This is a genomic window from Pseudoroseomonas sp. WGS1072 (assembly GCF_049340465.1).
Lineage (GTDB): Bacteria > Pseudomonadota > Alphaproteobacteria > Acetobacterales > Acetobacteraceae > Pseudoroseomonas.
The window spans coordinates 2,195,688-2,212,990 of the sequence record NZ_JBMPSU010000001.1; the positions used below are offsets into that span (position 1 = coordinate 2,195,688).

General features: G+C 73.2%; 14 protein-coding genes and 1 riboswitch. Of the genes, 6 read left to right on the forward strand and 8 right to left on the reverse strand.

What is annotated here, in order from left to right:
- The first annotated feature begins 32 nt into the window (after positions 1-32).
- Positions 33-1,532, forward strand: coding sequence for a glycosyltransferase family 61 protein (locus ACF3NH_RS10490; protein WP_422922770.1), 1,500 nt, complete (start codon positions 33-35; stop codon positions 1,530-1,532).
- Positions 1,533-1,551: 19 nt separating this feature from the next.
- Here ACF3NH_RS10490 and ACF3NH_RS10495 read toward each other — a convergent pair whose 3' ends face one another.
- From ACF3NH_RS10495 to ACF3NH_RS10515, 5 genes are all read right to left on the reverse strand, one after another.
- A complete protein-coding gene (locus tag ACF3NH_RS10495) occupies positions 1,552-2,217 on the reverse strand; it encodes a DapH/DapD/GlmU-related protein (RefSeq protein WP_422922771.1) in 666 nt (221 codons plus the stop codon).
- A gap of 113 nt (positions 2,218-2,330) precedes the next feature.
- Positions 2,331-2,936: a glycosyltransferase gene (locus tag ACF3NH_RS10500; protein WP_422924768.1), complete on the reverse strand. Its 606-nt coding sequence runs from the start codon at positions 2,934-2,936 to the stop codon at positions 2,331-2,333.
- The gene (locus ACF3NH_RS10505; protein WP_422922772.1) at positions 2,899-5,286 is read right to left on the reverse strand and encodes a M10 family metallopeptidase C-terminal domain-containing protein; all 2,388 of its coding nucleotides are present in this window, start codon (positions 5,284-5,286) and stop codon (positions 2,899-2,901) included. Before ACF3NH_RS10505 ends, ACF3NH_RS10500 begins: the two co-directional genes overlap by 38 nt.
- A 155-nt stretch (positions 5,287-5,441) precedes the next feature.
- The gene (locus ACF3NH_RS10510) at positions 5,442-6,677 is read right to left on the reverse strand and encodes an MFS transporter (RefSeq protein ID WP_422922773.1); all 1,236 of its coding nucleotides are present in this window, start codon (positions 6,675-6,677) and stop codon (positions 5,442-5,444) included.
- A gap of 92 nt (positions 6,678-6,769) precedes the next feature.
- A complete protein-coding gene (locus tag ACF3NH_RS10515; RefSeq protein WP_422922774.1) occupies positions 6,770-8,245 on the reverse strand; it encodes an amidase in 1,476 nt (491 codons plus the stop codon).
- Positions 8,246-8,476: 231 nt separating this feature from the next.
- Between ACF3NH_RS10515 and nhaA the strand changes: the two genes are divergently transcribed.
- A complete protein-coding gene (nhaA, locus tag ACF3NH_RS10520; protein ID WP_198366224.1) occupies positions 8,477-9,682 on the forward strand; it encodes a Na+/H+ antiporter NhaA in 1,206 nt (401 codons plus the stop codon).
- 125 nt (positions 9,683-9,807) lie between these two features.
- A complete protein-coding gene (locus ACF3NH_RS10525; RefSeq protein ID WP_422922775.1) occupies positions 9,808-10,500 on the forward strand; it encodes an SDR family NAD(P)-dependent oxidoreductase in 693 nt (230 codons plus the stop codon).
- 7 nt (positions 10,501-10,507) lie between these two features.
- Here ACF3NH_RS10525 and ACF3NH_RS10530 read toward each other — a convergent pair whose 3' ends face one another.
- Positions 10,508-11,554: an AI-2E family transporter gene (locus tag ACF3NH_RS10530; protein ID WP_198366226.1), complete on the reverse strand. Its 1,047-nt coding sequence runs from the start codon at positions 11,552-11,554 to the stop codon at positions 10,508-10,510.
- A 161-nt stretch (positions 11,555-11,715) separates the two neighbouring features.
- On the opposite strand from ACF3NH_RS10530, the gene ndk reads away from it, so the two are divergent.
- On the forward strand, positions 11,716-12,138 hold the full coding sequence (gene ndk, locus ACF3NH_RS10535) for a nucleoside-diphosphate kinase (protein ID WP_422922776.1): 423 nt from the start codon (positions 11,716-11,718) through the stop codon (positions 12,136-12,138).
- 115 nt (positions 12,139-12,253) lie between these two features.
- Here ndk and ACF3NH_RS10540 read toward each other — a convergent pair whose 3' ends face one another.
- Both ACF3NH_RS10540 and ACF3NH_RS10545 read right to left on the reverse strand, forming a co-directional pair.
- Complete coding sequence (locus ACF3NH_RS10540; RefSeq protein WP_198366228.1) at positions 12,254-12,412, reverse strand: aa3-type cytochrome c oxidase subunit IV; 159 nt, start codon at positions 12,410-12,412, stop codon at positions 12,254-12,256.
- A 127-nt stretch (positions 12,413-12,539) separates the two neighbouring features.
- On the reverse strand, positions 12,540-14,699 hold the full coding sequence (locus tag ACF3NH_RS10545) for a M10 family metallopeptidase (RefSeq protein WP_422922777.1): 2,160 nt from the start codon (positions 14,697-14,699) through the stop codon (positions 12,540-12,542).
- A 139-nt stretch (positions 14,700-14,838) separates the two neighbouring features.
- A riboswitch (cobalamin riboswitch) is annotated at positions 14,839-15,046 on the forward strand.
- Positions 15,047-15,190: 144 nt separating this feature from the next.
- On the opposite strand from ACF3NH_RS10545, the gene ACF3NH_RS10550 reads away from it, so the two are divergent.
- Both ACF3NH_RS10550 and ACF3NH_RS10555 read left to right on the forward strand, forming a co-directional pair.
- Complete coding sequence (locus ACF3NH_RS10550; RefSeq protein WP_422922778.1) at positions 15,191-16,237, forward strand: ABC transporter substrate-binding protein; 1,047 nt, start codon at positions 15,191-15,193, stop codon at positions 16,235-16,237.
- Between the two features lie 5 nt (positions 16,238-16,242).
- A complete protein-coding gene (locus ACF3NH_RS10555) occupies positions 16,243-17,298 on the forward strand; it encodes a FecCD family ABC transporter permease (RefSeq protein ID WP_422922779.1) in 1,056 nt (351 codons plus the stop codon).
- Positions 17,299-17,303: the final 5 nt, after the last annotated feature.

A 17,303-nucleotide genomic window follows, 5' to 3' on the forward strand; every position in this document is an offset into this window, starting at 1 on the left:
GTAGCATGGCGTCATGCAAGGTGGAGGCGAAGTTGAACGCAGAATCGCCAGGACTGGTTGAGAAGGCCACGGGAGCCTCCAGCTTCGACCCCCTGGCTTTCGAGCGGCGGGCGAAGGTGTTGGCCGAGGCCGGCGGCTGGGAGGAATTGCGGATCGCCCTCCTCGCCACCACGGATCGGCCCTGGCGGCCGCGGACGGTGCTCTATGCCGCCGTCACCGCGACCGAAGCCCGCTCCGGGGCGCTGCTGGACGAGGTGCTGCGGCGCTCGGTGGGGGTGGAGCTGCCGCCGCATATCGCCCTGGCCATCGGCCGGCATCTTGCCATGTCGGGCGAGGCGGGAGCGGCCTGGGGGCTGCTGCTCTCCTGCCGGGCGCTCCTGGACTCCGCGCCGCACCGGAGCGGGCTGGCGCAGGTCCTGGCACTGATCGAGGCGAGCGCGCGGGAGCGCGGCCTGCGCCTGGCAGCCGGCATCCTGCGGCGGCGCCTGGCCGGTGCGGCGCTCTCGGTGGGGCCGGACCGGGTGCTGACCTGGGACACGGGAGGCGCGCCACCGCGCATGCCCGAGCCCGGGCCGCCGCCGCTGCTGCACCACGAGGCTGCCCCGCCTGCCGCGGTGGCCGAACTGGAAGCGGTGCGGGACGCCTTCGAGGCCGCCCTGCGGCGCGACATCCGGCCGCAGGTGGCGGTGCACGAGGATGTGCTGGTGAACCGGCATGGCCAGGTCTGGCGCGAGGGGGGCGAGGTGATCCTCTCCGGCAATCGCCCCCTTCCCGAGGCCAGCCTGGCGGCGGCGCGGCAGGCGCCGGAGGTCGGGAGCGGCGTGCTGGCCATGGAGGAATCCGGGCTGTTCCACTGGCTCTGCGAATGGCTGCCCTCCCTGTTCTGGACGCTCGGGGATGCGGCGGAAGCCCCGTCCCTGCTGCTGAGCGACCTGGCGCCATCCTATCACGAGGCTTCCCTGGCGCTGCTGGGCAGCGAGGCGCCGCGGTTGCGGGTGGGGGACGCCCTGCGGGTCGGGCGGCTGCATGTCGGCGACCGGCGGATGCTGAATTATCGCCACTGGGGGGCCTACGAGGCGGGCTTCCGGCGCATCAACGCGGCCGCCCGGCGGGAGATGCCCGGGGAGACGCCCGCCGACTTCTACATCTCCCGCCGCGATGCCGGGCGGCGTCGGCTGCTGAACGAGGCGGCGCTGATCGAACGGGTGGAACGGGCGGGGTTCACCGCCGTCGAGCTCTCCGGCATGAGCCTCGCCGCGCAGGTCGCGCTCTTCGCCGGGGCGCGGCGCATCGTCGCGCCGCATGGCGCCGGCCTGTCGCATCTGCTGGCCAAGCCGGACACCTGTACCGTGCTGGAGCTGGTGCCGGCGAGCGCCGGCAGCATGTCGTTGCGCTACAACTTCGCCCGCATCTCGCGCCTGCGCGGCCACGCGCATGCCCTGCATCTGGAGCGCATCAACCCGATCACCCACGAGTGGAGCGTGGATCTGGAGAAGGTCGAGCGCGGCATGGAGCGGCAGTTCGGCGGCTGAGGCGCCGCCGCGCCCGGGTTCAGCCGCCGGCGGCCAGGGCGGCGGCGGGGGTGGAGGCGGGAGCGGGGTCCCAGCGGTCGCAGAAGGCGGCGATGTCGCCGCTCTGGAACTCCGGCAGGCGCGACAGGATGGTCTCGAAAGGCCAGTCCCACCAGGCGATGCGGCGCAGCCGGGCGGCGATCCCGGCGGGGAAGCGGTCGCGGATGCGCCGCGCCGGCACGCCGCCGACCACCGAATAGGGCGCCACGTCCCGGCTGACCACGGCGCCCGCCGCCAGCACCGCGCCATCCCCCACCGTGACGCCGGGCAGCACCGTCACGCCATGGCCGATCCAGACATCGTGGCCGATGGTGACGCGGGCGGCGCGGCGGTCGGCGAAGAAGGCGCGGTCCCGCGCCGCGCCGGCGTCGTAGTATTCCGGGCAATAGGTGAAGCGGTGCAGCGAGGGCCGGTCCATCGGGTGGTTCGGCGCGCCGATCCGCACCCGGGCGGCGATGGCGCAGAAGCGCCCGATGGCCGCATCCGACACCATGCAATCCTCGCCGAGATAGCTGTAGTCGCCGAGGGTGGCGTATTCGATCTGGCTGTCCCGCAGGATCTCGCAGCAGCGACCGATCCCGGCCTCGCGCAGCCGGACGCTGGGGTCGATCACCGTGCGGGCGAGTTTCGGGCGCTGTTCCACCATGCCATGCTCCTGTCCGCCGGAGCGGGTCGGGGGATGGGGCCGCCAGGCGCGGCCCCAGGGGCGCCTGCCTTACCATGGCGATGTGACAGGCGGATGACGGATCCCGCCGGGCGTCAGGCCGCCTCGACCTCCTGCACCCAGAAATTGCGGTGCTCGCGCAGCTTGCTGTCCCGGCGCAGCAGGTCGGTCAGCCAGGCCATGCCGTCCGGCACCCGCCGGCCATGCCCCTCCAGGATGCGCGCCACCTCGCCGGCGAGGACGCGGCGGAAGCCGGCCATCCGCGCCACCGCCTCCCGGCGGATCGCCTCGCGGTCCATCTCCCCCTCGCGCAGCTGGCGCAGCGCCAGCGCCACCCCGTCGCGCACCGCCTCCGCCTTCGGCTCGACGATGATCGCGTTGGCCGCGTCGTAGAAGGCGTCGCGCCCGCCGAGGGAGGGGGTGCTGACCACCGGCAGGCCGCAGAGGAGATACTCCAGCGAGGCGTAGCAGGCGCCCTCCGCGGCGGAGAGGATCAGCCCCACCTCGCTGCTGTTCAGCAACGCCACCACCCGCTCCGGCGGCTGGTTGCGGACGATCCCGGCCGGCCCGCAATCCTCCAGGACGACGCGGGCGGTGCGGCCGTGGTCTGGCTCGTTCACGTCATAGGTGATGAAGAGCGTGCCGCCGACCAGGCGCGACAGGTCATGCCGCTTGAAGGCCAGTGGCTTGCTGTTGAGCACGGCGCGGTAGAGCCGCGGCGTGGGCAGGATGCGGATGCTCTCCTCGTCCAGCAGGGCGGCGTTGTTGAAATGCAGGACGCGGAAGCCCGGGAAGGCGGCGCGCGCATCGGCGACCTCCCGCTCGGAATTCATCAGCAGCGTGACCTGGTCGCGCGCCAGGGCGGGATCGGCCCCCGCCCCGGCCACCGCCTGCTCCAGCCGCCCGCGCAGGGTCCGCAACTGCCCGGCGCCCTGGTTCCAGGAGAAGGTGAAGAGAAGATGCGTGCGGCTGTCGAGCAGGCCGCTGCGCAGCAGGCCGGGCCACTGCAGGAAGGCGCCCTCGTGGAACATGACGATCGAGAGCCCGTCCGGGTCCGTGTGCAGGCAGCGCAGCGGCCGGGACCGGCCCCCCGAGCGGGCGATGAAGCGGGCGGGGCCGGGGGCGTGACCGGGGCCGGGCGGCGGCCTCATGCGACCGGCGGGGCGTCGCGCCCCTCATGGATGCCGAAGGCGAGGAAGTGCTGCAGCGGGTCGATGCCGGCCGCGGCGACATCGGCGTGGGCCGCCAGATAGGCCGCCGTGTCGAAGCGCGGCCCGGCGGCGCGGCCTTCGCGCCAGCCCCAGTCGTGGTAATGGGCCAGGGGTCGAGGCCGGCCAGCGCCACATCCGCATTCGCCGCGAGATAGGCGCCGGTGTCGAACCAGCCGTTCGGGTCGCGCCCCTCCCGCGCGCCGAAGCCCTGCCAGTGCGCCCGCGCCGCCACGCCGGCGGCCGCCACGTCCGGATTGGCGAGGAGGTAGAAGGTGGCGTCGAAGCCCGCCTCGATGTCGGCGCCGACGGCGGCGAAGATCGCCCGCCCCTCGGCCGCGCCATGGGCGAGGTAGTGCTCCAGCGGGTTCACCCCGGCCGCCCGCACATCGGCGTTGCGCGCGAGATAGAGGGCGCCGTCGAACTGCGGCCCCGTGGCGCGGCCCTCGCGCCAGCCCTGCTCGGCGTAGTGCTCCAGCGGGTTCACGCCGGCGGCGTCGACATCCGGATTGGCCGCCAGGTAGCCGCGCGTCGAGAAGAGGAGGTTGGGGTCGCGCCCCTCGCGCCAGCCGGCGGCGCCGTAATGCGCCTCGGCATCCAGCCCCGCCGCCCAGACATCGGGATTGGCGATGGCGTAGAGCAGGTCGTCGACCAGGATCGTGCCGTCGTCGAGGGCCAGGCTGCCGTCGGCGAAGGCGAAGACCTCGATGCCGCGCAGCAGGTCCCGCCCCTCCGCGCCGGCCAGGACATAGGCGCCGCCCTCCATTCCCCAGGCCTGGCTCTGCGCGGCGAGGGTGACGCCGTAGGCGGCGGTGTCGCGCCCGGCGCCGCCCTCCAGCACGTCGTCGCCCAGACCGCCGGCGAGGATGTTGTCCGCCGCGTTGCCGCGCAGGATGTCGTCGCCCGCGCCGCCCGCCGCGTTCTCGATGACGACGCCATGGGCGATGGTCAGGCCGCCATGGACGCCCGCGGCATAGGAGACCTGGCCGGCGCCGCCCGGCGCCCAGAGCAGCGTGGCCGCGTTGAGGTCGATCACCGCGTCGCGCGCGCCGCTGTAGCGGATCGTGTCCACCCCGCCGGCATCCCAGATCGCGGCATAGCCGGTGCCGGGGCCATCCGCGTCGGCCAGTTCGTAGACATCGTCGCCCGTGGCCCAGGCGAGGTTGGCGCCGTACTTCGCCTGCAGCACCGCGATGTCGAAGGCCATCGGCGCCATCGCCTCGCCCCAGGCGCTGGTCCCGGAGGTGCCGTCGGGCCCGGTCGGCCAGCCGGCGACGTAGGACATCATGGTCCAGACGCCCTGGTTCAGGTCGTGCTCGCCATAGCCGCGCCGGCCGAAGGGATCGACGACGCCGGGAAAGATCGGGGAATCGCCGTTCAGGCCGGTGTCGTGCGGGTGCGACAGGCCCAGCCCGTGGCCGAACTCGTGGATCAGCGTCTGGAAGCCGTCGCCGCCCACATCGAGGTCGCCACCCGGCCCGCGCGACCAGCTGTCGCCCCCGACGTTGAACCGCGCCTGGGCCGGCTCCGACCGTCCGAGCGGTTCGCAGGAGCCGAGCAGGGCCGGATCGTTCATGTCCAGAAGGTTGAGCACCAGCATGGGCTCGGCCTCGGGTTCGCCGTCCTCATCCAACGCGACCTCGCCGAAGCGCAGGTTGGTGATGCGGGAGAAGGTCTCGAGGGCCTGCCGCACCTGACCCTTCTCGTAGTCGTTCCAAGCGACGGTCAGCTGCGACGGATCGTTCGCGGAGATGGGCTGGCCGCCGGCCGTGAAGCTGTAGGTGATCCAGCTTCCCGGCGCCTTGATGCCCCAGTCCAGCGCCTCGAGCGGGTTGAATGTCATGGGCTGTGTCCTTCACGGCGGGGCCAGGCCCGGGCGCCCGCCAGGCGGACTTCCGGAATGAAAAAATGATTGCTGAAAGGATAGGAGACTCAACTTTTAGTAGCAATACGAAACCATACACCCGTTCCTGATCCCGCAGCGGTCAGGCTGCCCCCTCAGCCCGTGACGGCGGCGGGGAGGCGCGTCAGGCGGGGCACCGGCGAGGCGGCGATGACCAGGGCCTGGACCAGGAAGCCCAGGGCGGCGGCGGCCAGGCAGGCCTCGACGCCGAGGCGCGCGGCGAGCAGGGCCCCGAGCGCCGCGCCCAGCGGCCTGGCCCCGAAGGTCGCGGTCATCACCACCGCCGAGACGCGGCCGAGCAGGCGGTCCGGCGTCACCGCCTGGCGCAGCGTGGTGGTGGCGATGGTCCAGAGGATCGGCCCGGCGCCGAAGAGGAAGAGGCTGGCCCCGGCCAGCGCGGCCCCTGGCGCGCTGTGCGGCGCGCCGAGGCTCGCCAGCATCAGCAGCGCCGCCAGCAGCCCGGCGCAGGGGCCGGCCGCGACCAGCCGGCCGAAGGGCAGGCGGCGCAGCAGCGGCGGCGCCAGCGCCGCCCCGGCCACCATCCCGGCGCCGTAGAGGCCCAGGGTGACGCCGGTGCCGGCCGCCGAGAGGCCGAGGCGCTCCACCGCATAGGCGGCATAGACGGCCAGCAGCAGGAACCAGGCGGTGTTGAAGACCACCGCCGTGACCAGCACGGGGCGCAGCAGGGGATGGCCGAGGACGAAGCCCGCCCCCTCCCGCAGCCCGGCGAGCGCGGTGCGGCGCGGGGCAGGAGCAGGGGCGGGATCGGGCAGGCCGGCCAGCAGCCGCGCCGCCAGCAGGGACAGGCCGGCGGCGAGGGCGAAGGCCGCCGCGCCGCCGAGGCCGCCGAGCAGCGCTCCGCCCAGGGCCGGCCCGGCGGCGAAGGCCGTGCTGCGCGCCAGTTCCAGCCAGCGGTTGGCCTCGGCCAAACGCCCGCGCGCGACCAGCGCCGGCAGCAGGGCCGGCGCGGCGACGCTGTAGGCCACGGTGCCGGTGGCGCCGAGGAAGCCCAGCGCCGCCAGCCAGGGCAGGGACAGCCCGCCGCCGAGCAGCAGGGCCAGGATCCCCAGCAGGCTGGCCGCGCGCAGCAGCTCGGCGCCCAGCATCAGCCGGCGGCGGGAGGTGCTGTCGGCCAGCAGGCCGGCGGGCAGGGAGAGCAGCAGGAAGGGCAGGGTCTGCGCCGCCTGCAGCCAGCCCGCCCCGGCCGCCCCGGCGCCCAGCGCCAGCACGGCCAGCAGCGGCGCGGCGGCGAGGGCGACCTGCTCGGCCGCCTGGGCGGCGAGGTTGGAGGCGGCGAGACGGCGGAAGGCGGCGGGCAGGGGTTCGGGCATCGGGCCGGCTCCATGGAGAGGAGCCGGCAGACTGGGGCGGAGCGGGGCGCGCCGCACTCCGCGGCTTGCGGTGGAACTGGCGGGGCGGCGCCCTATCCCGCCGCCACATGCACGGCCGGGCGGCGGCCATCGTTCCACCGGCCCCCGAGAGCGCGCTCGATCTGCGCCGCGAGTTGCAGCAGCAGCCCGTCCTTCGCCTGGCCGCCGATCGCCTGGATGCCAAGCGGCAGGCCGCTCTCCTGCCAGCCGAGCGGCATGGAGAGGGCGGGAATGCCGGCCAGGTTGCAAAGCGGCGTATAGGCAAAGTTGCGCCAGAGGTTGGCGAACCAGTCGCGCACGTCCGGATTGTCGCTGAGCGTCAGGTACTCCGTCGTGCCGATCACGGGTGTCGGCAGGGCGGTCACCGGGGTCAGCAGGATGTCCCAGTCCTCGAAGAAGGCGCCGAAGCCGCGCGAGGTGGCGTTGAAGACCGCCTGCATCCGCGCCCGCTCGGTGAAGGAGAAGCCGAGCCCGGCCTCCCAGATGCGGATGTTCATCGGCTCCACCAGATCCGCCGGTGGGCGGGCATGGCCCAGCGGCGCGATCAGGTTGTTCACCGTCTGCGCGAAATTGCTGATGTAGCAATCGGTCTGCGCGGCGAAGGCGGCGCGGAAGTCGATCGTCGGCAGCGCCCATTCGACATGGTGGCCGAGGCTCTCCAGCAGCCGCCCCGCGCGCTCCAGCTCGGCGACGAAATGCGGGGCCGCGCGGTAGTCGCCCCATTCGTGCGAGAGGGCGATGCGCAGCTGCCGCGGGTCACGCCGGATGAGGGTCGTATAGGCCTCGTCCGGCGTCCAGTACGGCATGAACTCGCCGGGCGCGCCGCCGCGGCAGGCATCGACGAAGGCCGCCGTGTCGCGCACCGTGCGGCTCTGGCAGCCCTGGATGGAGACCAGGCCCGTGAGGTCCGAGGCGCCGGGGGCGATGGAGAAGACCCCGCGCGAGACCTTCAGCCCGAGGTTGCCGCAGGCCCCGGCCGGGATGCGGATCGAGCCGCCGCCATCGGTCGCGTGGCTCAGCGGCAGCACCCCGGCGGCCACCATGGCCGCCGTGCCGGCGGAGGAGCCGTTGGTGGTGAAGCCCGTGTCCCAGGGGTTGCGGGTGACGTAGACGGCCGGGTTCTCGGCCGAGGAGCAGCAGCCGAATTCGGGCGTGGTGGTGCGGCCGATGATGTTGAGCCCGGCGGCGCGGATCTTCTGCGTCAGCCAGGCATCGGCCGTGGCGCGGTGGCCGCGCATCAGCCGCGAGCCCATCTCCTGAAGGCGGCCCTTCACCGTCGGGCCGAGATCCTTCATCAGCCAGGGCAGGCCGGCGAAGGGGCCGTCGGGGTCGGTGCCGTCCCGCAGCGGGTCGGCCACCGCGTCCTCGAACACCTCGACCACGCCGGAGAGGGCGGGATCGACGCGGGCGATGCCGGCCGCGGCCTGGGCCGCCAGCTCGGCGGGGGTCAGCTTCCCCTGGCGCACCAGCGCCGCCAGGCCGAGCCCGTCCTGGCCAGCCCATTCCTCCCAGCTCATCGCCAGTGTCATCGCGCATCCATCCCTGCTGCCATCCGCCGGGCAGCTTAGAGCGGAACCCGGCCGGGGGAAATCGGGAGGGAGAGTGAAGAGGCGCGGGAATCAACAGGCTAGGACGCCCCCTGGCCTGTTCGCGGCGAGAGATGTACACACCCTCCTCTTCCCTTGCCGTGTGCTGCGTGCGGCCTGGGATCAGCACGGAACGGAGACCTGACAAACACCCTGCCAGGAGGACGTTTCCGCATGGCTTCGACCGGTTTCACGGGACGCATCAACACCGCCTTCCGCAGCTTTCTCGATAGCGAGGCCTCGGGCGGGCTGGTGCTGATGGTGGTGGCCTTGCTCGCCATCGCCACCGCCAACTCGCCGCTGGCCGGCGCCTACTTCACCGCGCTGCACAGCTATCTCGGGCCGCTCAGCCTGCTGCACTGGATCAACGACGCGCTGATGGCCGTCTTCTTCCTGATGGTCGGGCTGGAGATCAAGCGCGAGATGCTGGACGGCCAGCTCTCGACCTGGAGCCGCCGCATCCTGCCGGGCGTCGCCGCGCTGGGCGGCATGGTGGTGCCGGCGCTGATCTACGTGGCCTTCAACCATGCCGATCCGCAGGCGCTGCACGGCTGGGCCGTCCCGACCGCGACGGACATCGCCTTCGCCCTCGGCGTGCTCTCGCTGCTCGGCCCGCGCGTGCCGATCTCGCTGAAGGTCTTCCTGGCGGCACTCGCCATCATCGACGATCTCGGCGCCGTGCTGGTGATCGCGCTGTTCTACACCGGCGATGTCTCGCTGCCCGACCTGCTGGGGGCGGCGGCGGTGCTGGCGGCCCTGGTGCTGATGAACCGCGCCGGCGTGCTGCGGCTTCTGCCCTATCTGCTTCTCGGCGCGCTGCTCTGGCTGCTGGTGCTGCGCTCCGGCGTGCACGCCACGGTGGCCGGCGTGCTGCTGGCGCTGACCATCCCGATCCGCCTGACCCCCGGCACGCCGGAAGCGGCGCCGGCGGCCTCGCCGCTGCACCGGCTGGAGCATGTGCTGCAGCGGCCGGTCGCCTTCGTCATCGTGCCGATCTTCGGCTTCGCCAATGCCGGCGTCTCCTTCGCGGGGGTGGAACTGTCCGTGCTCTGGGAGCCGCTGACGCTGGGCGTGGCCGGCGGGCTGGTGCTGGGCAAGCTGGTCGGCGTGTTCGGCGCCGTGGTGCTGATGGTGCGGCTGCGCCTGGCGGACCTGCCGGCGGCGGCGAGCTGGGGGCAGATGCTCGGCACCGCGCTGCTTTGCGGCATCGGCTTCACCATGAGCCTGTTCATCGGCCTGCTGGCCTTCGAGGATCCGGCGCTGCAGGACCGGGTGAAGTTCGGCATCCTGGCCGGCTCGCTGGTGGCGGGCACCGCCGGCTACCTGGTGCTGCGCGGCAGCCGGCGGGAGGGCAAGGCCCCGGGAACGCGGGGAGGCTGAAGCCGGCCGGACGTGCCCTTGACCTCAACCTGGGTTGAGGTCCTATCTCGGGAGCCGGCCCGCCGGCGCGGGCCCTCCGCGCCGCGCTCCGGCGGCGGGAGCCGGAAGTGGAGCCCGAGAATCGCATGCGACAGGACAGGACGCGCCAGGACAGGACGTGTCAGGACAGGCGCCTCGCCCTCGTCACCGGGGCCCATCGCGGCCCTGGCCTGGCCATTGCCAGCGCGCTGGCCCAGGCCGGGGTGCAGATCCTGCTCGGCTGCCGCAGCCGCGAGCGCGGCCACGCCGCGGCGGCGGCGCGGCCGGAGGGGGCCTGGATGGAGCCGGTGCATCTCGATGTCACGGACGACTGGTCGATCGCCGCGCTGCGCGAGCTGGTGCGGCGGGAATACGGCCGGCTGGACATCCTGGTGAATGCCGCCGAGGTGGCGCTGGACGCGCGTGACGACCTGCTGCCGCGCGAGCGCTTCGAGCGGAGCTTCGCCGTCAACGCCACCGGCGCGGCGGCGGTGACGGAGGCGATGCTGCCCCTGCTGACCCGTTCCGAAGCACCCTGTGTCGTCAACTTGCTGGCCGCGCCGGGCGGCGGGGCGCCCGCCTACCTGGCCTCCAAGGCGGCGCTGGAGGCCCTGACGCGGGCCGAGGCGGCCCGGCTGAAGGGGCTGGGCATCAAGGTCAACGGCATCCGGCCGGTGTCGCTGCCGGGGCCGGCGGGGCTGCGCGCCACGGCCGAGCTGGCGCGGCGCTATGCCCTGCTGGGGCCGGATGGGCCGAGCGGCACCGTGGCGATGGCGGAGCCGCTGGCGCTGGCCGGGTAGGGCGGCCTCAGGGGCGGCGGATCAGCACCGGCTGGGCGATGGGCGCCTCCTCCGGGGGCTCGTGCTCCAGATAGTCCTCGACATAGAGGCGACGGACCAGCATCAGCAGCACCGCCGCCATCGGCGTCGCCAGCATCATGCCGAGGAAGCCGTAGAGCAGGCCGAAGGCGAAGAGGGCGATGATGGTCGCCGCCTCCGGCAGGTTGACATGGGTCTTCTGGACATAGGGCGTGACCAGGTAGCTCTCGACCGACTGCACGACGAGATAGACGGCGATGACGCTGAGCACGCCGCTGAACCCGTCGGCGAAGCCGAGCAGCACCGCCGGGATCGCCGCCAGCACCGGCCCGACCGTCGGGATGAAGGCGAGCACTGCCGCGATCAGCCCCAGCACCGGGGCCAGCGGCACGCCGATGAACCAGAGGCCGAGGCCGGTCAGCACGCCCACCACCGCCATCGAGATCATCTGCGCGCCCAGCCAGTTGCGCAGCGTCACGGCCGCCTCCTCGGCGACGCTGCGGGCCTTCGGGCGGAGCGAGGGGGTGACCATCAGCTCGATGCCGCGCCGGTAGAGCGCCGGGTCGAGGGCGAAGTACAGCCCGAGGAAGAGCACCAGCACGATATTGGCCAGGGCGCCGAAGGTGGTGTTCAGCGCCGAGAAGGCGGAACTGCCGCCGCCGGAGGGCAGGCTCATGTTCTCCGGCTGCAGGCGGGTGAGCAGCTCCTGCCCCCAGCTGTAGCGGCGCAGCGTCGCGGCCAGGCGGTCCGCGGCCGCCGGCACCTCCTGCCAGAGCTGGTTGAGCTGGTCGGCGATGGGCTGGGCCGCCAGCATGCCGAGCCCCGCCCCGACCAGCAGCAGCAGCAGGATGAAGATCAGCACGCCGGGCCCGTGCGGCAGCACCGGCACCACCCGCCGCAGCAGCTGCGCCCCGGCATGGAGGAAGATGGCGATCAGCGCTGCGGCGAAGATCAGCAGCGGCACCTCCGGCACCAGCCAGAGAAGCAGCAGCAGCAGCCCGCCCAGGACGATCAGCGAGGTGGTTCGGCGCGTCATGGTTTCTCCTCAAGCCCTCCCGGGCCGGCGGGCGATTAAAGCTGGGGCGGAGCCGGGGTTGCCCGGCGGGGTGCGGGGCTGTCATGCCATCGCCCCTTGCCTTGCGGCGCCGGGCCGCCTATCGGGCGGCGCATCTGCACGCCATCAAAGGGAGTCACCCCATGGCCGTCGAGCGCACCCTGTCCATCATCAAGCCGGATGCCACCCGCCGCAACCTGACCGGCCGGATCAACGCCAAGTTCGAGGAGAAGGGCCTGCGCATCGTCGCGCAGAAGCGCATCCAGCTCTCCGAGGCCCAGGCCGGCGCCTTCTACGCCGAGCACAAGGCGCGGCCGTTCTACAAGGACTTGGTCTCCTTCATGACCTCGGGCCCGGTGGTGGTGCAGGTGCTGGAGGGCGAGAACGCGATCGCCGCCAACCGCGAGATCATGGGCGCGACCAACCCCGCCAACGCGGCCGAGGGCACCATCCGCAAGGAATTCGCCGAGAGCATCGAGGCGAATTCGGTGCATGGCTCGGACGGCGCCGAGGCCGCCGCGCGCGAGGTGTCCTTCTTCTTCGCCGGTACCGAGATCGTCGGCTGAACCCCGTGGCGGCGGGGCGATCCCGCCGCCGCGGCGCGGACGCGCAGGGCGGCGCCTCCCGTGCGGGGGGCGCCGCCCTGTCTCCACCGGGGCGGCGCCTTCCGGCGCGCCGGCCTCAGCCGGCGAAGAGCCAGAGCCCGACCAGGATCACGATCACGACGCCGATGCCCCATTTGGTGGCCAGGACGAACATGTCCCAGCCCCGGGTGCGCTCGGCCAGGATGTCCTCGGCCTTCACCGGAACGAAATCGATCTGCTGCGTCGCCTCGGCCATGGGGTTTCCTCTGTCGTGCCAGCCTGAGCGCCCAGCAATAGGCAGCGGCCCGCGAGCCGGCAAGGGGAAGCTGCCGTCCGGGTGGCGCGGCCGGGCTTCCGCCCGCCGGCCGCGCTCCTGACCCCGCTCAGGCCCAGACCCCGTCCCCCGCCGCGGCGCGGCCCTCCAGCGCGCCGGCCGTCAGGAAATGCTGCAGGGGGTTGATGCCGGCCGCCGCGACGTCCGGATTCGCCGCCAGGTAGCCGCGCGTGTCGAAGAGGGCGGACGGGTCGCGCCCCTCGCGCCAGCCGAACTGGATGTAGTGCGCCAGCGGCTCGATGCCGGCGGCGGCGACATCGGCGTAGCGCGCCAGATAGCCCGCCGTGTCGAACCAGCCATCCGGGTCGCGGCCCTCGTGCCAGCCATGGGCCGCGTAATGCGCCCCCGGATCGGCCCCGGCGCGCCCGACATCCGGATTGGCCAGCAGGTAGTACTCGGCATCGAAGCCGTCCCGCACCGCGGCGCCGATGGCCGGCGTGGCGGCACGGCCCTCGGCCTGGCCATGCGCCAGCCAGTGCGCCAGCGGGTCGATGCCGGCGGCGGCGACATCGGCGTTGCGGGCGAGGTAGGTGCCGGTGTCGAAGTCCGCCCGCGCGTCCAGCCCGGCCTGCCAGCCGAGCGCGCGCCAGTGCGCCAGCGGGTCGCCGACGCCGGGATGGGCGGAGAGATAGGCGGCGGTGCTGAAGTCGGCGGAGGGGTCGCGCCCCTCCTGCCAGCCATGCGTGGCGTAGTGCGAGGCGGCGCCGATGCCGGCCCGGTAGACATCGGCGTAGTGGCGGGCATACCAGACCGGGTCCAGCAGCGCGTCGCCGTCGAGGCGGATGCTGCCGTCGGTGAAGCGGAGTTCCTCCAGCGCCCGGGCGGTGTCGGTCTCCACCGTGCCGCGCCGGCCGCCCGAGACCGCGCTGATCGCCACCGTCCAGCCGCCCGGAATGGCCGAGACGGCCGCCTCGCGCGCCCCGGCGGGCAGGAAGGCGGCATCGAAGACGCCGATGTCGAAGCCGGCGCCGCCATCCAGCAGATCGTTCCCGGCGCCGCCCTCGAGGATGTCGTCGCCCGCCTCCCCGAACAGCCTGTCGGCGCCGGCGAGGCCGAGCAGATGGTCGTCGCCGGCGCCGCCGCGCAGGGTATTGGCGGCCTGGTTGCCGGAGATCCGGTCGTTGCCGGCGCCGCCGATGGCGTTCTCGATCAGCGAGCGCGTGTCGCCCTCGTGCAGCAGCGCGTTGTAGACCGTGCCGCTGGCGCGGATGCCGTGCTCCTGGTCGAGCCAGGCCCGCTGCGCCTCGGAGGTGATGGAGGCGCCGCCCGGGGCGAGGTCCACCACCACGCCGCCGGCATAGCCGGAGAGATCGTAGGTGTCGTTGCCGCCGCCGTCCCAGACGGTCATGAAGACGCGATTCGCCCCCGGCCGGCCCTGCGCCGCGCCGTCGATCGACATCTCGCCGGTCGCGGGGTTCCAGCTGTAGCGCGTGTCGCCGTCCCGCAGGCCGTAATCGGCGCCGTAGAGCGTCTGCAGCGCGGCGATGTCGAGCATCATGTAGGTCTGCGGCAGGTCCCACGGCCCGGCGGTGAGCTGGCCGAGCGTGCCGCCGGAATGGCTGCGGTAGCTCATCACCGTGAATTCGCTGTTGTCCCAGGCGGTCTCCATCGCCTGTCCGGTGATGCCGGTGGCCTCGTGCGGATGCTTGAGGCCGAGCGCGTGGCCCAGCTCGTGCAGCAGGGATTCGTAGGCGTAATCGCCGAGCGCCGGATGGCGGTAGTCGTAGCGGTCGCCGAACCAGACATCCCCCGCCTTGTCGCTGCTGCCCGGGGAATAGGCCCAGGCGGTGGGGGGCTGCGAGGACTGGGCGAAGCGGATCTCGGCCTGGCTGGCGGCCGCCTCGCTGACCTGCAGCAGGGTGAAGCCGGTGACCGGGAAGGCGTGCAGCAGCGCGGTCTCGCCCGAGGCGGTGCCGAGCAGCGCGGCGCGCGCCACGGCCTGCTGCGCCGAGGAGACCGGCAGGAAGCCGGTGAGCGCCTCGCTGGAGCCGCCGCCATAGGCGCCGGCGGATTGCGGGAATCCGAAGCGCACCGGGCCGCCCCAGGCGGGGCCGGAGATCAGGGCATCCACCGCCGCGTTGCCGGAGGCGGTGGCCATCCGCACCGGGGCCTCCTGGGCCTCCCGCGTACCGGCGAGGGCCGTGGTGGCGGTGTCGTCCGCCAGCGGGGCGGCAAGGCAGGCCAGGAGGCTGCCGCATTTCTCACACATGGACCGCCGTCACTCCTGGCAGAATCTTACATTACGGGCGCGAAGCTAGGGCCGGGCACGCTCCGGTTGCAAGCTGGGCCGCGGCATGGGCGCTCCGCGGCGGCGGCCGGGCTTTTGTCTTGCCAGCCCGGCGGCCTTCCATTACCGGTGCCGCGTCGGTGTCCGAGAGGACCTAACAGGGAACCCGCCATGGCCGCGCGCCATGAAACGGGACTGCCCCCGCAACTGTAGGCGGCGAGCCGGATCCCGGCAGGCCACTGGGACGCCTCCGAAGGGAGGCCGCCCGGGAAGGCGGGATCGGGCATTGACCCGCCAGTCAGGAGACCTGCCGGCACGTGTGACCACCAGCCGGGCGGGGTTGTCCGGGCAGGGATGCCGATGAACGTGCTGCAACGCGACCTCCAGCGCGGCCCGCGCCCGCGTGCCGCCTCTCCGGGATGCCCCGTCTGGCCATCGCGCCGCCGGCGCCATCCTGACCGGAGATCTGAGTCATGAGGTTTGCGTCCCTCCAGGCCGTGGCGGCGGGCCTCGGCCTGCACCTGCTGCTGCCCCTCGCCCCCGCTTTGGCCCAGCCGGCCGCCGCGCCCGCGCCGCAGGCCACCGCCTATCCGCTGACGGTGGAGAATTGCGGCGAGCGACTGACCTTCGCCGGCCCGCCGGACCGCGCGGTCACCATCGGGCAGTCCGCCACCGAGATCCTCTACGCGCTGGGTGTGGGCGAGCGCATGGCCGGCACCGCGCTCTGGTTCAACAACGTGCTGCCCGAGTTCAGCGCGCAGAACGACAAGGTGCCGCGCCTCGACAACAACGCGCCGAGCTTCGAATCGGTGATCGCCAAGCGGCCCGGACTGGTGGCGACGCAGTTCGAGTGGATGATCGGGCCGCAGGGCGTGGTCGGCACCCGGCCGCAGTTCCACGAGCTCGGCATCCCGACCTACATCATGCCCGCCGATTGCGAGGGCAAGAACAACCTGGTCGGCGCCGACGGCACCCGCACCGCCGCCTTCTCGACCGAGAGTCTCTACAAGGGCATCGGCCAGCTCGCCGCGATCTTCGACCGGCAGGCCAGGGGCGCGGCGCTCGTCGCCGATCTCCGCGCGCGCGAGGCGCGGGCGGTGGAGCAGGCGAAGGGGCTCGGGCTGAAGGACGCATCGGCCGCCTTCTGGTTCTCCAGCGCCGATCTCGACCTCGACCCCTACATGGCCGGGCAGAAGGGCATCCCCGGCTACATGATGCGCACCCTCGGCCTGCGGAACGTGGTGCAGTCGGACGAGGAGTGGCCGACGGTCGGCTGGGAGACCATCGCGCGGGCCAATCCCTCGGTGCTGGTCATCGCCCGCATGGACCGGCGCCGCTTCCCGGCCGATGACTACGAGAAGAAGCTGGAGTTCCTCCGCAGCGATCCGGTGACGAGCCAGATGGAGGCGGTGCGGCGCGGCCGCATCGTCATCCTCGACGCGCATGCCATGCAGGCCACCATCCGGCTGATCGGCGGGCTGGAGACGCTGACCGAGGCGATGGCGAAGCTGGAGAAGTGAGCTTCGTGGCGGCGCCGCCCGCGCTGTGGCCGCGGCTCGGCCGGGCCGCGCTGGTCAGCCTCGGCATCGCGCTGGTGCTGGCGCTGGCGCTGCTCGCCGGCATCTGCATCGGCGAGACGGCGATCCCGCCCGCGACGGTGCTGAGGACGCTGGCCAACAAGCTGTTCGGCGCCGCCTACGAGATCGACCGGATCGACCAGGGCATCGTCTGGAACTACCGGCTGACGCGCGCCATCCTCGCCGCCTGCTGCGGCGCCGGCCTCGCCGTCTCGGGCGTGGTGCTGCAGGCGCTGCTGCGCAACGCCCTGGCCGATCCCTACCTGCTCGGCATCTCCGCCGGCGCCTCGACCGGCGCGGTGCTGGTGACGGTGGTGGGCATCGGCGCCGGCGCGGTCTCGCTCTCGGCCGGGGCGCTGGCCGGGGCGCTCACCGCCTTCCTGCTGGTGGCGGTGCTGGCGCGGGCGGCCGGCGGCGGGGCGGGGCCGCGCGGCGCCGGGCAGATCGTGCTGGCCGGCATCGCCGGCTCGCAGCTGTTCAACGCGCTGACCGCCTTCCTGATCACCCGCTCGGCCAGCGCCGAGCAGGCGCGGGGCATCATGTTCTGGCTGCTCGGCAATCTCAGCGGCGTGCGCTGGGACGACACGGCGCGCGCCGTGCCGGTGGCGCTGGCCGTGACGCTGGTCTGCCTCTGGCACGCCCGCGCGCTCGATGCCTTCACCTTCGGCGCCGATTCCGCCGCCAGCCTCGGCGTGCCGGTGCGGCGCGTGCAGGCCACGCTGATCCTCTGCGCCGCCACGGCCACCGCCGTGATGGTGAGCATCGTCGGCGCCATCGGCTTCGTGGGCCTGGTGATCCCGCATGCGGCGCGCTTCCTGGTGGGCGTGCGGCACGGGCGGCTGCTGCCGGCGGCGGCGCTCATCGGAGCGGTCTTCCTGATCGCCGCCGACGTGCTCTCGCGCACCCTGGTGCCGGGGCAGGTGCTGCCGATCGGCGTCATCACCGCCCTCGTCGGTGCGCCGGTCTTCGCGCTGATCCTGATCCGCGCGCGGCCCGCCCGATGAGGCCC

Bases quoted from the DNA above. Each gene is read 5' to 3' on its own strand.
- ACF3NH_RS10505 (WP_422922772.1), bottom strand. From the start codon at position 5,286: ATGACATTCAACCCGCTCGAGGCGCTGGACTGGGGCATCAAGGCGCCG.
- ACF3NH_RS10525 (WP_422922775.1), top strand. From the start codon at position 9,808: ATGCGACAGGACAGGACGCGCCAGGACAGGACGTGTCAGGACAGGCGC.
- nhaA (WP_198366224.1), top strand. From the start codon at position 8,477: ATGGCTTCGACCGGTTTCACGGGACGCATCAACACCGCCTTCCGCAGC.
- ACF3NH_RS10495 (WP_422922771.1), bottom strand. From the start codon at position 2,217: ATGGTGGAACAGCGCCCGAAACTCGCCCGCACGGTGATCGACCCCAGC.
- ACF3NH_RS10510 (WP_422922773.1), bottom strand. From the start codon at position 6,677: ATGCCCGAACCCCTGCCCGCCGCCTTCCGCCGTCTCGCCGCCTCCAAC.
- ACF3NH_RS10545 (WP_422922777.1), bottom strand. From the start codon at position 14,699: ATGTGTGAGAAATGCGGCAGCCTCCTGGCCTGCCTTGCCGCCCCGCTG.
- ACF3NH_RS10550 (WP_422922778.1), top strand. From the start codon at position 15,191: ATGAGGTTTGCGTCCCTCCAGGCCGTGGCGGCGGGCCTCGGCCTGCAC.
- ACF3NH_RS10530 (WP_198366226.1), bottom strand. From the start codon at position 11,554: ATGACGCGCCGAACCACCTCGCTGATCGTCCTGGGCGGGCTGCTGCTG.
- ACF3NH_RS10540 (WP_198366228.1), bottom strand. From the start codon at position 12,412: ATGGCCGAGGCGACGCAGCAGATCGATTTCGTTCCGGTGAAGGCCGAG.
- ACF3NH_RS10515 (WP_422922774.1), bottom strand. From the start codon at position 8,245: ATGACACTGGCGATGAGCTGGGAGGAATGGGCTGGCCAGGACGGGCTC.
- ndk (WP_422922776.1), top strand. From the start codon at position 11,716: ATGGCCGTCGAGCGCACCCTGTCCATCATCAAGCCGGATGCCACCCGC.